13 protein-coding genes are annotated in these 14,769 nt (G+C 72.4%); 12 read left to right on the top strand and 1 reads right to left on the bottom strand.

All coding sequences use genetic code 11. The features are described 5' to 3' along the window. The first annotated feature begins 94 nt into the window (after window positions 1–94). The 6 genes from HZZ00_RS29255 (at window position 95) to ftsH (ending at window position 9,818) form a co-directional block, all read left to right on the top strand. Entirely contained in the window at window positions 95–1,570 is a 1,476-nt protein-coding gene (locus tag HZZ00_RS29255; protein ID WP_180329231.1) for a hypothetical protein, read from the top strand. A gap of 354 nt (window positions 1,571–1,924) precedes the next feature. Further along, on the top strand, window positions 1,925–3,307 hold the full coding sequence (locus HZZ00_RS29250; protein ID WP_180329230.1) for an ammonium transporter: 1,383 nt from the start codon (window positions 1,925–1,927) through the stop codon (window positions 3,305–3,307). Next, window positions 3,304–3,642 (top strand): P-II family nitrogen regulator, encoded by a 339-nt coding sequence (locus HZZ00_RS29245; protein WP_180329229.1) that lies wholly within the window; start codon window positions 3,304–3,306, stop codon window positions 3,640–3,642. The genes HZZ00_RS29250 and HZZ00_RS29245 overlap by 4 nt, the downstream gene beginning before the upstream one ends. Window positions 3,643–3,689: 47 nt before the next feature. Then, window positions 3,690–6,134 (top strand): [protein-PII] uridylyltransferase, encoded by a 2,445-nt coding sequence (locus HZZ00_RS29240; protein ID WP_374028569.1) that lies wholly within the window; start codon window positions 3,690–3,692, stop codon window positions 6,132–6,134. A gap of 97 nt (window positions 6,135–6,231) precedes the next feature. Beyond that, window positions 6,232–7,782, top strand: a complete 1,551-nt coding sequence (gene ffh / locus HZZ00_RS29235; protein WP_180329227.1) for a signal recognition particle protein — start codon at window positions 6,232–6,234, stop codon at window positions 7,780–7,782. An 89-nt stretch (window positions 7,783–7,871) separates the two neighbouring features. Next, the gene (gene ftsH / locus HZZ00_RS29230) at window positions 7,872–9,818 is read left to right on the top strand and encodes an ATP-dependent zinc metalloprotease FtsH (RefSeq protein ID WP_180329226.1); all 1,947 of its coding nucleotides are present in this window, start codon (window positions 7,872–7,874) and stop codon (window positions 9,816–9,818) included. Between the two features lie 9 nt (window positions 9,819–9,827). Here the strand turns inward: ftsH and HZZ00_RS29225 are convergent, their stop codons facing one another. Then, window positions 9,828–10,670 (bottom strand): SAM-dependent methyltransferase, encoded by an 843-nt coding sequence (locus HZZ00_RS29225; protein ID WP_180329225.1) that lies wholly within the window; start codon window positions 10,668–10,670, stop codon window positions 9,828–9,830. Between the two features lie 525 nt (window positions 10,671–11,195). On the opposite strand from HZZ00_RS29225, the gene HZZ00_RS29220 reads away from it, so the two are divergent. From HZZ00_RS29220 to rplS, 6 genes are all read left to right on the top strand, one after another. Continuing rightward, window positions 11,196–11,792 carry a hypothetical protein gene (locus tag HZZ00_RS29220; protein WP_070022293.1) on the top strand — a complete coding sequence of 199 codons (597 nt, stop codon included), beginning with the start codon at window positions 11,196–11,198 and terminating at the stop codon, window positions 11,790–11,792. A gap of 293 nt (window positions 11,793–12,085) precedes the next feature. After that, window positions 12,086–12,505: a 30S ribosomal protein S16 gene (gene rpsP, locus HZZ00_RS29215; protein WP_070022292.1), complete on the top strand. Its 420-nt coding sequence runs from the start codon at window positions 12,086–12,088 to the stop codon at window positions 12,503–12,505. Between the two features lie 5 nt (window positions 12,506–12,510). Beyond that, the gene (locus HZZ00_RS29210) at window positions 12,511–12,750 is read left to right on the top strand and encodes an RNA-binding protein (protein ID WP_029385578.1); all 240 of its coding nucleotides are present in this window, start codon (window positions 12,511–12,513) and stop codon (window positions 12,748–12,750) included. Window positions 12,751–12,854: 104 nt separating this feature from the next. Then, window positions 12,855–13,427, top strand: coding sequence for a ribosome maturation factor RimM (rimM, locus tag HZZ00_RS29205; RefSeq protein ID WP_070022291.1), 573 nt, complete (start codon window positions 12,855–12,857; stop codon window positions 13,425–13,427). After that, window positions 13,427–14,260 carry a tRNA (guanosine(37)-N1)-methyltransferase TrmD gene (gene trmD, locus HZZ00_RS29200; protein ID WP_180329224.1) on the top strand — a complete coding sequence of 278 codons (834 nt, stop codon included), beginning with the start codon at window positions 13,427–13,429 and terminating at the stop codon, window positions 14,258–14,260. The genes rimM and trmD overlap by 1 nt, the downstream gene beginning before the upstream one ends. A gap of 132 nt (window positions 14,261–14,392) precedes the next feature. Beyond that, window positions 14,393–14,743 carry a 50S ribosomal protein L19 gene (gene rplS, locus HZZ00_RS29195; protein ID WP_020942488.1) on the top strand — a complete coding sequence of 117 codons (351 nt, stop codon included), beginning with the start codon at window positions 14,393–14,395 and terminating at the stop codon, window positions 14,741–14,743. Window positions 14,744–14,769: the final 26 nt, after the last annotated feature.

Genomic DNA, 14,769 nt, shown 5'->3' with positions numbered 1-14,769 from the left:
TGAGAACCGCGAGACGGCGAACCGTATTTACCGGCATTCTGATAAGGCTTGGCGCACTCAGGCGACAAGAGGTCTCGGGAATGGGGGCGTTCCAGTGGGCGGCAACGGCGGTAGTGGGACGAACGCTGACAAGCGCCCCAATGAGCTGCTCGGCTCGTGGTTCGTGCGCAGCAGCTGGTCCAAGGGCGAGCTGGCCCGCCAAGTGAACCGCAGGGCCCGCCAGTTGGGCGCCAACCACATCTCCACCGACACCTCCCGCGTACGCCGCTGGCTGGACGGCGAGAACCCGCGCGAGCCGATCCCGCGCATCCTCTCCGAGCTGTTCTCCGAGCGCTTCGGCTGTGTGGTCTCCATCGAGGACCTGGGCCTGCGCGCCGCCCGTCCCTCGCCGTCCACGTCCAGCGTCGACCTGCCCTGGACCGGCCCGCAGACCGTCGCTCTGCTCGGCGAGTTCTCCCGCAGCGACCTGATGCTCGCCCGGCGCGGCTTCCTCGGCAGCTCCCTGGCCCTGTCCGCGGGCCCCTCCCTGATCGAGCCCATGCAGCGCTGGCTGGTGCCCACCCCCGGCGCCCCCGCCGTGCCCGAGCCCGACTCCCCGCTCGACTCCCGCAGGCCCGGCCGCCTGTCCAAGCCGGAGCTGGAACTGCTGGAGTCGACCACCCGGATGTTCCGCCAGTGGGACGCCCAGTGCGGCGGCGGCCTGCGCCGCAAGGCCGTCGTCGGCCAGCTGCACGAGGTCACCGACCTGCTCCAGGAGCCCCAGCCCGGGACCACCACCCGCAAGCTCTTCAAGGTCGCCGCCGAGCTGGCGGAACTGGCCGGCTGGATGTCGTACGACGTCGGCCTCCAGCCCACCGCGCAGAAGTGCTTCGTCCTCGCCCTGCACGCCGCCAAGGAGGCGGGCGACCGGCCGCTCGGCTCGTACATCCTCTCCAGCATGAGCCGCCAGATGATCCACCTGGGCCGGCCCGACGACGCCCTGGAGCTGATCCACCTCGCGCAGTACGGCAGCCGCGACTGCGCGAGCCCGCGCACCCAGGCGATGCTGTATGCGATGGAGGCCCGCGCCTACGCCAACATGGGCCAGCCCGGCCGGACCAAGCGCGCGGTCCGGATGGCCGAGGACACCTTCGCCGACGCCGAGGAGTGGGACGAGCCGGACCCCGACTGGATCCGCTTCTTCTCCGAGGCCGAGCTGTACGCGGAGAACTCCCACTCCTTCCGCGACCTCGCCTATGTCGCCGGCCGCAGCCCCGCCTACGCCTCCCTCGCCGAGCCGCTGATGCGGCGGGCGGTGGAGCTGTTCGCCAAGGACGGCGAGCACCAGCGGTCGTACGCGCTCAACCTGATCGGCATGGCCACCGTGCACCTGCTCCAGGGCGAGCCCGAGGCCGGCACGGAGTACGCCTCGCGGGCCATGACCGTGGCCAAGAAGGTCCGCTCCGAACGGGTGAACAACCGTATCCGAAAGACGGTCGACACGGCCGTGCGCGACCACGGCGACCTCGCCGCCGTGGTCGACCTGACCGAACAGCTCGCCGTCGACCTCCCGGACGCCGAGGCCGTCTGACCCCGGCGGCCCCCCGAACCCCGGCCGCGGCCGGACCTCCCGAACCGCCCGACTCGGCTCCCCCAACGCCAGGTCATCGAGAGGTCCGCGCCGCGGCCGGCCTGTGGGCGCCGGGGCCACCGCGTCCACGTCCGCCGCCGGCCCGTCGACGCCGCGACCACGCCCGGCGGCCCGGACCCGCGCTTCACCCACGCGTAACACACAGGACGCCTTCGTCACCCCCGTGAAACACCGGGGCGCTCCCGCCGAAACCGCGCTGCGTCAGTCTCTGGCGCATAACCGGCCCACCCCTCGCCCGACCGGAGCGCGGCGGCACCACCCGCGCGGGCCGACCCATACGACGAGGAGACGCCGATGGCCCCAGCCATCATGCTCGCGGCGGACGCCCCCAAGCTGTCGGCCGCCAACACCGGCTTCATGCTCATCGCATCCGCCCTGGTCCTGCTCATGACCCCGGGCCTCGCCTTCTTCTACGGCGGCATGGTCCGCGTCAAGAGCACCCTGAACATGCTGATGATGAGCTTCATCAGCATGGGTGCCGTCACCATCCTGTGGGTGCTCTACGGCTTCTCCATGAGCTTCGGCACGGACCACGGCTCGCTGATCGGCTGGTCCTCCGGCTTCGTCGGCTGGACCGGCATAGGCAAGACCGACCTGTGGCCGGGCTACACCATCCCGGTCTTCGTCTTCGCCGTGTTCCAGATGATGTTCGCGATCATCACACCGGCCCTGATCAGTGGCGCCCTCGCCGACCGGGTGCGGTTCAGCGCCTGGACGATCTTCCTCGTGCTGTGGGTCACCCTCGTCTACTTCCCGGTGGCCCACTGGGTCTGGGGCACCGGCGGCTGGGCCTACAAGCTCGGCGTGATCGACTTCGCCGGCGGCACGGCGGTGCACATCAACGCTGGTGCGGCGGCCCTCGGCGTCATCCTCGTCATCGGCAAGCGCGTCGGCTTCAAGAAGGACCCGATGCGCCCGCACAGCCTGCCGCTGGTCATGCTCGGCGCCGGCCTGCTGTGGTTCGGCTGGTTCGGCTTCAACGCCGGGTCCTGGCTCGGCAACGACGACGGCGTCGGCCCGCTGATGTTCGTCAACACCCAGATCGCCACCGCCGCCGCCATGCTCGCCTGGCTCGGCTACGAGAAGGTCCGGCACGGCGCCTGCACCTCCCTGGGCGCGGCCTCCGGCGCGGTCGCGGGCCTCGTCGCCATCACCCCCTCCGGCGGCGCGGTCACCCCGCTCGGCGCGATCGCCGTCGGCGCCATCGCCGGTGTCGCCTGCGCCTCGGCGGTCGGACTGAAGTTCCGCTTCGGCTACGACGACTCCCTGGACGTCGTCGGGGTCCACATGGTCGGCGGCATCATCGGCTCCCTGCTGGTCGGCTTCTTCGCCAGCGGCAAGGGCCAGTCCACCGCCACCGGCGTCTTCTACGGCGACCACTCCTTCACCCAGCTGTGGAAGCAGTGCGCCGGTGTCGGCGGAGTGCTCGCCTACTCTCTGATCGTCTCCGCCGTCCTTGCCTTCCTCCTCGACAAGACCCTCGGCATGCGGGTCACCCAGGACGAGGAGGTCTCCGGCATCGACCGCGCCCAGCACGCCGAGACCGCCTACGACTTCAGCGGCGCCGGCGGCGGCGTCCTCGGCTCCGCCGTCCCGGCCGGCGCGGGGAGCGGGAAGCAGACCGACAACGGGGCCGGGCAGCAGACCGGCAAGCAGACCAGGAAGGTGGACGCATGAAGCTCATCACGGCCGTCGTCAAGCCCTACCGGCTCGACGAGATCAAGGAGGCCCTCCAGGCCTTCGGCGTCCACGGGCTGACGATCACCGAGGCCAGCGGCTACGGGCGCCAGCGGGGCCACACCGAGGTCTACCGCGGGGCGGAGTACACCGTCGACCTGGTGCCCAAGATCCGCATCGAGGTGCTGACCGAGGACGACGATGCCGAACAGCTGATCGAGACCCTCGTCAAGGCGGCCCGCACCGGCAAGATCGGCGACGGCAAGGTCTGGTCGGTCCCGGTCGAGACCGCCGTACGGGTGCGCACCGGCGAGCGCGGCCCGGACGCGCTCTGAGACGGCAGCGGGCCAGGGAAACAGGAGGCGCTGTGACGGGTGACGAGATGCGGACACGGGCCGAGGACACCGGACCCGGCGGTTACGCGGCGGCACGGCTGCGCCTCCTCACCGAGGGGGCGCGCCCCGGGCCCGCGCGCCGCGCCGCCCTCGCCGGACTGACCGACGACTGGCTCGCCGCCCTCTTCACCGGCGGGGCCGGCCGGGCCCGGGGCGTCAGCCTCGTCGCCGTCGGCGGCTACGGCCGCGGCGAGCTGTCCCCGCGCAGCGACCTCGACCTCCTGCTGTTGCACGACGGCTCCGACACGGCCGCCGTCGCCGCCCTCGCCGACCACCTCTGGTACCCGGTCTGGGACCTCGGCCTCGCCCTCGACCACTCCGTGCGCACCCTCGCCGAGGCCCGCCGGACGGCCGGCGAGGACCTGAAGGTCCAGCTCGGCCTGCTGGACGCGCGCCACCTCGCCGGCGATCCCGCCCTGACCGCCGCCCTGCGCACCGCCGTCCTCGCCGACTGGCGCGACCAGGCCCCGCGGCGCCTGCCCGAACTGCGGGAGCTGTGCGACGAACGGGCCGAGCGGCACGGCGAGTTGAGGTACCTCCTGGAACCCGACCTCAAGGAGGCCAGGGGCGGGCTGCGCGACGCCACCGCGCTGCGCGCCGTCGCCGCCTCCTGGCTCGCCGACGCCCCGCGCGAGGGCCTCGCCGAGGCCCGCCGGAGCCTGCTCGACGTGCGCGACGCGCTCCACCTGGCCACCGGCCGCGCCACCGACCGGCTCGCGCTCCAGGAACAGGACGAGGTCGCCGCCGGGCTGGGCCTGCTCGACGCGGACGCCCTGCTGCGGCAGGTCTACGAGGCAGCGCGGGTCGTCTCGTACGCCGGTGACGTCACCTGGCGTGAAGTAGGGCGCGTGCTGCGATCGCGCGCCGTCCGCCCGCGCCTGCGCGCCATGCTGGGCGGAAAGCCGGCCGCCGAGCGCTCCCCGCTGGCCGAGGGCGTGGTCGAACAGGACGGCGAGGTGGTGCTCGCCCGTGCCGCGCGCCCCGAGCGCGACCCCGTGCTCCCGCTGCGCGCCGCGGCCGCCGCAGCCCAGGCCGGCCTCCCGCTCTCCCCGCACGCCGTACGGCGCCTGGCCACCGCCCGCCCCCTGCCCACGCCCTGGCCCGCCGAGGCCCGCGAGCTGCTGGTCACCCTGCTCGGTTCCGGCCGCCCCACCGTCGAGGTCTGGGAGGCACTGGAGGCGGAGGGCCTGATCAGCAGGCTGCTGCCGGACTGGGAACGGGTCCGCTGCCGCCCCCAGCGCAACGCCGTCCACGTCTGGACCGTCGACCGCCACCTGATCGAGACCGCCGTCCGCGCCGCCGCGCTCACCCGGCGCGTGGGCCGCCCCGACCTGCTCCTGGTCGCCGCCCTGCTGCACGACATGGGCAAGGGCTGGCCCGGCGACCACTCGGTGGCCGGCGAGATCATCGCCAGGGACGTGGCCGCCCGGATCGGCTTCGACCCCGCCGACACCGCCGTACTGGGCACGCTGGTCCGTCACCACCTCCTGCTGGTCGACACCGCCACCCGCCGTGACCTGGACGATCCCGCCACCGTCCGCTCGGTCGCCGAGGCGGTCGGCAGCCAGGCCACCCTGGAGCTGCTGGCCGCCCTCACCGAGGCGGACGCCCTCGCCACCGGACCGGCCGCTTGGTCCGCCTGGCGCGGCTCCCTGGTCGCCGACCTGGTCCGCCGCGTCGCCGCCCTGCTCGCCGGCGACGTACCGGACGAGCCCGCGCCCGCCGCCCCCACCGCCGAACAGGAACGGCTGGCCGTCGAGGCCGTCCGCACCGGCGGCCCGGTCCTCGCCCTGCGCGCCCGCACCGAGCCGCTCCCCGCCGAGGAGCCGCCCGGCGCGCCCGAGCCGCTCGGCGTCGAGCTGCTCATCGCCGTACCCGACCAGGCCGCGGTGCTGCCCGCGGTCGCCGGGGTGCTCGCCGTGCACCGGCTCACCGTGCGCACCGCCGAGCTGCGCACCCTGCGCCTGCCCGAAGGGATGGGCGACGAGGAGGGCGACGGCGCGGTGCTGCTGCTCGACTGGCGGGTGGCCGCCGAGTACGGCTCGCTGCCCGAGGCGACCCGCCTGCGCGCCGACCTCGTCCGCGCCCTCGACGGCTCCCTGGACATCGCCGGCCGCCTCGCCGAACGGGACGCCGCCTATCCGCGGCGCCGCGGCACCGCGGCCCCGCCGCCCCGGGTCGGCGTGGCCCCCGCCGCCTCCCACCACGCCACCGTGATCGAGGTCCGCGCCCAGGACGCCCCCGGCCTGCTGCACCGCATCGGCACCGCCCTGGAGAAGGCGGGCGTACGCGTGCGCAGCATGCACGTGAGCACGCTGGGCGCCAACGCGGTCGACGCCTTCTACGTCACGACGGGCACGGGGGAGCCGCTGCCGGCGGCGGACGCGCGGACGGTCGCGCGAGGGCTGGAGGAGGCACTGCGCCCGGGGTGACCCACGCCGAATGCGGCGGGCGGGGTCTGATGCCCCGCCGGGCCGGATACCCTGGAGGGCAGCCCAGACCACTCCGACCCCGAGGACCGACGCCACCGTGTTCGATACCCTCTCCGACCGCCTCAGCGCGACTTTCAAAAACCTCCGCGGCAAGGGCAGGTTGTCCGAGGCGGACATCGACGCCACGGCACGCGAGATCCGCATCGCGCTCCTCGAAGCGGACGTGGCCCTTCCTGTCGTGCGCACGTTCATCAAGAACGTCAAGGAGCGCGCGCTCGGCGCCGAGGTCTCCAAGGCCCTGAATCCCGCCCAGCAGGTCCTGAAGATCGTCAACGACGAGCTCGTGACCATCCTCGGTGGCGAGACCCGGCGCCTGCGCTTCGCCAAGCAGCCGCCCACCGTGATCATGCTCGCGGGTCTCCAGGGTGCCGGTAAGACCACCCTCGCGGGCAAGCTCGGACGCTGGCTCAAGGAGCAGGGCCACTCCCCGCTGCTGGTCGCCTGTGACCTCCAGCGCCCCAACGCGGTCAACCAGCTCAGCGTCGTCGCCGAGCGCGCGGGCGTGGCCGTCTACGCCCCGGAGCCGGGCAACGGCGTCGGCGACCCGGTGAAGGTCGCCAAGGACTCCATCGAGTTCGCGAAGTCCAAGGTCCACGACATCGTGATCGTGGACACCGCCGGCCGCCTCGGCATCGACCAGGAGATGATGCAGCAGGCCGCGGACATCCGCGACGCCGTCTCCCCGGACGAGATCCTCTTCGTCGTCGACGCGATGATCGGTCAGGACGCGGTCAACACCGCCGAGGCCTTCCGCGACGGCGTCGGCTTCGACGGCGTGGTGCTGTCCAAGCTCGACGGCGACGCCCGCGGTGGTGCCGCCCTGTCGATCCGGCAGATCACCGGCAAGCCGATCATGTTCGCGTCGAACGGCGAGAAGCTGGACGACTTCGACGCGTTCCACCCGGACCGGATGGCTTCCCGCATCCTCGACATGGGTGACCTGCTCACCCTGATCGAGCAGGCGGAGAAGACCTTCAGCCAGGAAGAGGCCGCCAAGATGGCCTCGAAGCTGGCGTCCAAGAAGGGCCAGGACTTCACCCTGGACGACTTCCTGGCCCAGATGGAGCAGGTCCGCAAGATGGGTTCCATCTCCAAGCTGCTCGGCATGCTCCCGGGCATGGGCCAGATCAAGGAGCAGATCCAGAACATCGACGAGCGCGACGTGGACCGCACCGCCGCGATCATCAAGTCGATGACCCCGGGCGAGCGCCAGGACCCGACGATCATCAACGGCTCCCGCCGCGCCCGTATCGCCAAGGGTTCCGGCGTCGAGGTCAGCGCGGTGAAGAACCTGGTCGAGCGGTTCTTCGAGGCCCGCAAGATGATGTCCCGGATGGCCCAGGGCGGCGGCATGCCGGGCATGCCGGGCATCCCGGGCATGGGCGGCGGCCCCGGCCGGCAGAAGAAGCAGCAGAAGAAGGCCAAGGGCAAGCAGCGCTCCGGCAACCCGATGAAGCGCAAGCAGCAGGAGCTGGAGGAGGCCCAGCGCCGCGAGGCCGCCGCGCAGGGCGGGAACGCGTTCGGGCTGCCCCAGCAGGGCGGCGAGGAGTTCGAGCTGCCGGACGAGTTCAAGAAGTTCATGGGCTGACGGCCGTACGGCCCCGAAGGGCGCCTCCTCGCACGAGGGGGCGCCCTTCCGCATGTGCCGCGCCCGGCTATCTGCCGTAACGTCCCTGTATGAGCAATGCGGCGCCCCCGCGCAAGGACCCGGAGCAGCCGTGGCGCGCCGAGGGCACCCCCGAGGGACCCCGGCGCTCCGGCGGCCCCGGACTCCGGGGCGGCAAGTGGTGGGGGCTGCTGGTCACCGCGGTGATCGTCTTCCTGCTGGCCTGGGTGGGGCTGAACTACCTCGGCCAGGGCAACCAGCCGACGATCTCCTACACCGAGTTCAGCAGACAGGTCTCCGAGGGCAACGTCGCCACGATCTACTCCAAGGGCGACGCCATCCAGGGACAACTGAAGAGCGCCCGGAACAACCCCGAGGGCGGTGGCCGGTACACCCGCTTCAAGACCCAGCGCCCGGCGTTCGCGGACGACCGGCTGTGGCAGAACCTCAGCAGCCACGGCGTCACGGTGACCGCGCGGCCGGTGGTCCAGGAGCGCAGCTTCCTGTCCAACCTGCTGCTCTCCCTGATCCCGATCCTGATCCTGGTCGCCGTGTGGGTCTTCTTCGCCCGGCGGCTCGGCGGGGCGCTGTCCGGGGGCGCGGGCGGTCTGTTCGGCCGCCGGGCGCCGCCCCGGCCGGTCGGCCCGGCACCCGGCACCGAGCGCACCACCTTCGCCGACGTGGCCGGCATCGACGAGGTCAAGGGCGAGCTGGACGACGTCGTCGACTTCCTGGAGCACCCGGACGCCTACCGCCGGATGGGCGCCAAGCTGCCGCGCGGGGTGCTGCTCGCGGGCCCGCCAGGCACCGGGAAGACCCTGCTCGCACGGGCGGTGGCGGGGGAGGCCGGGGTGCCGTTCTTCTCCGCGTCGGCGTCGGAGTTCATCGAGATGATCGTCGGCGTGGGCGCGTCCCGGGTGCGGGAGCTGTTCGCCGAGGCCCGCAAGGTGGCGCCCTCCATCATCTTCATCGACGAGATCGACACCATCGGCCGGGCGCGCAGCGGCAGCACGGCGATGAGCGGTCACGACGAGCGGGAGCAGACGCTCAACCAGATTCTCACCGAGATGGACGGCTTCTCCGGCTCGGAGGGCGTGATCGTCATCGCGGCGACCAACCGCGCGGACATCCTGGACCCGGCGCTGACCCGTCCGGGCCGCTTCGACCGGGTGGTCAGCGTGGCCCCGCCGGACCGCTCGGGCCGGGAGGCGATCCTGCGCATCCACACCCGGGACGTGCCGCTCGCCCCGGACGTCGACCTGGCCCGGCTGGCGCGGGCGACCCCCGGGATGACCGGCGCGGACCTGGCGAACCTCGCCAACGAGGCGGCGCTGCTCGCGGTCAAGCGCAAGCAGGACCGGGTGACCGCCGCCGACCTGTCCGAGGCGCTGGAGAAGGTCCAGCTGGGCGCCGAGCGCACGCTGGTGATGCCGGAGGAGGACCGGCGCCGTACGGCGTACCACGAGAGCGGCCACGCGCTGCTCGGCATGCTGCAACCGGGCGCGGACCCGGTCCGCAAGATCACCATCGTGCCGCGCGGCCGGGCGCTCGGGGTGACGATGTCCACGCCGGAGGTCGAGCGGTACGCGCACTCCGAGGAGTACCTGCGGGGCCGGATCATCGGCGCGCTGGGAGGCATGGCGGCCGAGGAGGTCGTCTACGGCGTGGTCACCACGGGCGCGGAGAGCGACCTGGAGCAGGTCACGAACATCGCGCGCGGCATGGTGGCCCGCTGGGGCATGAGCGAGCGCGTCGGCCGGCTGTCGGCCCTGCCGAGCGACGCCCAGCAGGCCTACGGGCTGGCCGCCGCCCCGCAGACCCTGGACGTCATCGACGCCGAGATGCGCCGGATCGTGGACGAGTGCTACGACGAGGCACGCCGCAAACTCCGCGACCACCGCGGGCAGTTGGACGCACTGGCGGGGGCGCTGCTGGAGCACGAGACGCTGGAGGAGGCGGACGCGTACCGGATCGCGGGTGTCGTCCGACCCGCCAAGGAGACCGAAGAACCCCGGTGACCGGGGGCCTCAGGGCACGCGGGCGATCAGATAGCGGAAGACGTTGGGCATCCGGACGGTGCCGTCCGGGCGGCGGTAGGGGTGCAGGGCCTCGGCCAGCTCCTTGTCGACCTGTTCGGCGCCGGTCGCCCGGGCGGCCGCGTCGAACAGGCCCGTGGCGAGCAGTCCGCGGACCGCGCTGCCCGGGTCGGCGTACCCGAAGGGGCATGAGACCCGCCCGGAGCCGTCGGGCCGCAGTCCCGCCCGCCGGGCGGTCTCCTCCAGGTCGTCCCGGCCGGCCGGGCGCCAACCGTCCGCCCTGCGCAAAGGATCGGCCAGTTTCGCCGCCACCCGCAGCACCGAGGAGGTGGCACAGCGTTCCGGCGGACCCCAGCCGGCCAGCACCACGGCGGCGCCCCGGGCGGCGAGCGGCAGCGCGTCGGCCAGCAGCCGGCCGGGCTCCTCGGAGCCGTCCGCGGGCCGGCGCAGGGGCTCGAAGAGGGTCACGAGGGTGAACGGGGCGTGCTCCGTCGCGCGCGGGAGACGCGCGCGGAGTTCCGCCCGCGCGCCCGCGCCGTCCCGGTCGGCGGGCAGCAGCCGTTCGCGGGCGAGGGCGAGCAGCTCGGGGCAGGAGTCGACGCCGGTGACCGCGGCGCCGCGCGCCACGGCCGGCAGCAGGGCGAGCCCGGAGCCGCAGCGCAGGCCCAGCAGCCGGGTGGCCGGGCCGACGTCGAGCCGTTCGTGGACGGCCTCGTGGAGCGGTACGAGCATCCGCTCCTGGATCTCGGCCCAGTCCCGCGCGCGGGCGCTCGGGCTGTGCCGGGTCTCGGTGTCCGCGTGCGGCGGACGGTGCCGCACGAGCGAAGCTGTCATGGACAAGCGCTCCCATCCGCCGACGGTTCGCCGCTGTGCCGGATCGTGTGTGGCCCCCGTGTCCGTGCGTGCGCACTTTCCACGTATGCCAGGTAACTGCGGGCGCGCGGCCCCGTCCAGGGGGCGTGGGGGATCGCTTGGGTGCACGGCACGGGTGTGGCGAGAATTCACATCCCGGCAACCCGGGTGGCCCTACGGTGTGCACGCCGGAGGACGGGCCGGTGCCGGGGGGTGCGGTCGCGCACGGTAACGTCGCGACCGTCACGGGCGCCGACCGAGGTGAGACGTGGCGTCAAGAGCGGCCGAATCGCCCCTTGCGCATCCGTCGACCATCGCCGCGACAGGGCGTACCACGCGGATCGTAGTGCCGTCTACGCACCGGCTTGGGAGGAGCTGTGAGGCTTCTCCGCAGATCAGCGCACCCGCCCGCGTCAGGACGCATCAGCGGCAACTGACGGGTACGTGCAAATTATTTGGGATGCCCCGGAATAGGAACACAGCGTGCCCTCCGCTCGTTGTCATTACGTGAGCACGACACAGACACCACCTGTTCTCGCCGCAGAGCTGGCACAGGCGTGGGCCGACATTCAGCGGTACCACCCCGAGCTGCCGGACCTTGCCGCGCCAGAGTCCTTGATCGGAGAGTCGTCGTCCGCGTGCGGGCACGAACTCTCCTTCGAACGGCTGCTCCATGAGGCAGTCCACGGCATCGCCGCCGCGCGCGGGGTCCGCGACACCTCCCGTGCCGGCCGCTACCACAACCGCCGGTTCCTCGCGATCGCCGAGGAGTTGGGCCTCGACCACCCGGAGGAGCCGCATCCCAGCAGCGGCTTCTCGCTGGTCACGCTCAACCCCGAGGCGAAGCGGCGCTACCGCCCGACCATCGAACGCCTCCAGCGCGCCCTGAAGGCGCACTCGGCGGCGACGACGGAGGACACCTCCCGCACCTTCCGGGGCCCGGCCGCCCGGCACGGCTCCTCGGGCGGCGGCGTCCGCGTCAAGGCCGTCTGCGACTGCGGTCGCAACGTCCGCGTGGTCCCCTCGGTCCTCGCCCAGGCCCCCATCGTCTGCGGCGGCTGCGGCAAACCCTTCCGCATCCCCGAGATCGCCGGCGCGGCCTGACCCCGTCGTTCCCGGCATCTCGTGGGTGCCGGACCCCACACCACGACCCCCTCCCGCGTCCCGTCGGCAGCCCCAGGCCGGCGGGGCGCGGGGCCATGCGCGCGTGCCCGGCCACGGCCCACCCCCGCGGCCGGGAGCGACCCGCCGGTATGGCACAATGGCTAGCTGTACTCGACAGCCGCACAGGACCCCTCTCTCCTCCGGCTGACGCGTCCATCGGGCACTCGGGTACCGCAACCCCACGCGGCAGCTCGCCGTGCCCTACCACGTCAAATCCAGGAGAACCCACTCCCGTGGCAGTCAAGATCAAGCTGAAGCGTCTGGGCAAGATCCGTTCGCCTCACTACCGCATCGTCGTCGCCGACTCCCGTACCCGCCGTGACGGCCGGGCCATCGAGGAGATCGGCAAGTACCACCCGACCTACAACCCGTCGGTCATCGAGGTGGACGCCGAGCGTGTGGCGTACTGGCTCGGCGTCGGCGCCCAGCCGACCGAGCCCGTCCTCGCCATCCTGAAGAAGACCGGCGACTGGCAGAAGTTCAAGGGCGAGCCGGCTCCCGCGCCGCTGCTCGTCGCCGAGCCCAAGCCGGCCCGTCCGTCGTTCGAGGCCCTCGGCGGTGACGACGAGGCCAAGGGTGAGGCCATCACCCAGAAGAAGAAGGCTGAGAAGAAGGACGAGGCCGCGGCTGAGTCCGAGTCGACCGAGGCCTGAGCAGCATGCTCGAAGAGGCGCTTGAGCACCTCGTGAAGGGCATCGTCGACAACCCTGACGATGTGCAGGTCGCCTCGCGCAACCTGCGCCGCGGGCGCGTGCTGGAGGTCCGGGTCCACCCCGACGACCTCGGCAAGGTGATCGGCCGCAACGGCCGTACCGCGCGCGCTCTGCGTACCGTCGTGGGCGCCATCGGCGGTCGCGGTGTCCGCGTCGACCTGGTCGACGTGGACAACGTCCGCTGACGCTTCAAAGCAACCGGCTCGGGCCGGGGAGGGCCACTCGGCCGTCCCCGGCCCGCAGTCGTATGAGCAGGACACGCGCAGGAGATGACAGGAGAATTGGACAGGTGCAGCTGGTAGTCGCACGGGTCGGCCGTGCCCATGGCATCAAGGGCGAGGTCACCGTCGAGGTACGTACCGACGAGCCGGAGCTGAGACTCGCCCCCGGCGCCGTACTCGCCACGGATCCCGCCTCCGCGGGACCGCTGACCATCGAGACGGGCCGCGTCCACAGCGGCCGTCTGCTCCTGCGCTTCGAGGGCGTCACCGACCGCAACGGCGCCGAGGCCCTGCGCAACACCCTGCTGATCGCCGAGGTGGACCCGGAGGAGCTGCCCGAGGGCGAGGACGAGTACTACGACCACCAGCTCATGGACCTCGACGTGGTCACCGAGGACGGCACGGAGGTCGGCCGGATCACCGAGATCTCGCACCTGCCCTCGCAGGACCTGTTCATCGTCGAGCGCCCGGACGGCACCGAGGTCATGATCCCCTTCGTGGAGGAGATCGTCACCGAGATCGACCTGGAGGAACAGCGGGCCGTCATCACGCCCCCGCCCGGCTTGATCGACGACCGCGCCGAGATCGCGTCGAGCCGCGAGCCGGCGGACGAGCCCGGCGCGCCGGGGGACGAGTCGTAATGCGCCTCGACGTCGTCACGATCTTCCCCGAGTACCTCGACCCCCTGAACGTCTCCCTCGTCGGCAAGGCCCGGCACCGCGGACAGCTCGCCGTGCACGTTCACGACCTGCGGGAATGGACGTACGACCGGCACAACACGGTCGACGACACGCCGTACGGCGGCGGCCCCGGCATGGTCATGAAGACCGAGCCCTGGGGCGACGCCCTGGACACCGTCCTCGCCGACGGCTACGAGAGCGGCGCCCACGCGCCCGCGCTGATCGTGCCCACCCCCAGCGGCCGCCCCTTCACCCAGGAACTGGCCGTGGAACTCTCCGAGCGGCCCTGGCTGATCTTCACCCCGGCCCGCTACGAGGGCATCGACCGGCGCGTCTTCGACGAGTACGCCACCAGGATGCCCGTGTACGAGGTCTCCATCGGCGACTACGTCCTCGCCGGCGGCGAGGCGGCCGTCCTCGTCATGACCGAGGCCGTCGCCCGGCTGCTGCCCGGCGTCCTCGGCAACGCCGAGTCCCACCGCGACGACTCCTTCGCCCCCGGCGCCATGGCCAACCTGCTGGAAGGCCCCGTCTACACCAAGCCGCCCGTCTGGCGCGACCGGGACATCCCCGACGTGCTGCTCAGCGGCCACCATGGGAAGATCGCCCGCTGGCGCCGCGACGAGGCCCTGCGGCGCACCACCCGCAACCGGCCCGACCTGATCGAACGCTGCGACCCCAAGGCGTTCGACAAGAAGGACCGCGAGATGCTGTCCATCCTGGGCTGGGAACCGGACCCGGACGGCCACCCGTACGGCCGATTTTGGCGCCGGGCCGACGGCATGGAAGAATAAGCGGCTGTTGTGCGTCCGTCCGGCGTGCGCCCCTGCCACAGGGGGACACGACGCGCGTCCCGACCCGCACGGCGTTCCTGTACATCCATCTCCCGTTGATGACCTGTGGCATCAGCGAAGAAAGCAGACGAAATGTCTCACCTGCTCGACACCGTCGACGCCGCGTCGCTGCGCAGCGACATCCCGGCCTTCCGCCCGGGTGACACCGTCAACGTGCACGTCCGCGTCATCGAGGGCAACCGCTCCCGTGTGCAGCAGTTCAAGGGCGTGGTGATCCGTCGCCAGGGCTCCGGTGTCCGCGAGACCTTCACGGTCCGCAAGGTCTCGTTCTCCGTCGGCGTCGAGCGCACCTTCCCGGTGCACACCCCGATCGTCGAGAAGATCGAGCTGGTCACCCGTGGTGACGTGCGCCGCGCCAAGCTGTACTACCTCCGTGAGCTGCGCGGCAAGGCCGCGAAGATCAAGGAGAAGCGCGACAGCTGAGTGCCTCCCCGGAGTCACAGCGGGGC

Origin of the sequence: Streptomyces sp. NEAU-sy36 (assembly GCF_013423905.1) — a bacterium.
GTDB classification, from domain to species: domain Bacteria; phylum Actinomycetota; class Actinomycetes; order Streptomycetales; family Streptomycetaceae; genus Streptomyces; species Streptomyces misionensis.
This window is presented reverse-complemented; position numbering and strand designations above follow the sequence as displayed.

Coding starts and splice junctions, on each gene's coding strand:
- HZZ00_RS29250 (WP_180329230.1), top strand. CDS start 1,925: ATGGCCCCAGCCATCATGCTCGCGGCGGACGCCCCCAAGCTGTCGGCC.
- HZZ00_RS29245 (WP_180329229.1), top strand. CDS start 3,304: ATGAAGCTCATCACGGCCGTCGTCAAGCCCTACCGGCTCGACGAGATC.
- HZZ00_RS29240 (WP_374028569.1), top strand. CDS start 3,690: ATGCGGACACGGGCCGAGGACACCGGACCCGGCGGTTACGCGGCGGCA.
- ftsH (WP_180329226.1), top strand. CDS start 7,872: ATGAGCAATGCGGCGCCCCCGCGCAAGGACCCGGAGCAGCCGTGGCGC.
- HZZ00_RS29225 (WP_180329225.1), bottom strand. CDS start 10,670: ATGACAGCTTCGCTCGTGCGGCACCGTCCGCCGCACGCGGACACCGAG.
- HZZ00_RS29210 (WP_029385578.1), top strand. CDS start 12,511: ATGCTCGAAGAGGCGCTTGAGCACCTCGTGAAGGGCATCGTCGACAAC.
- trmD (WP_180329224.1), top strand. CDS start 13,427: ATGCGCCTCGACGTCGTCACGATCTTCCCCGAGTACCTCGACCCCCTG.
- rplS (WP_020942488.1), top strand. CDS start 14,393: ATGTCTCACCTGCTCGACACCGTCGACGCCGCGTCGCTGCGCAGCGAC.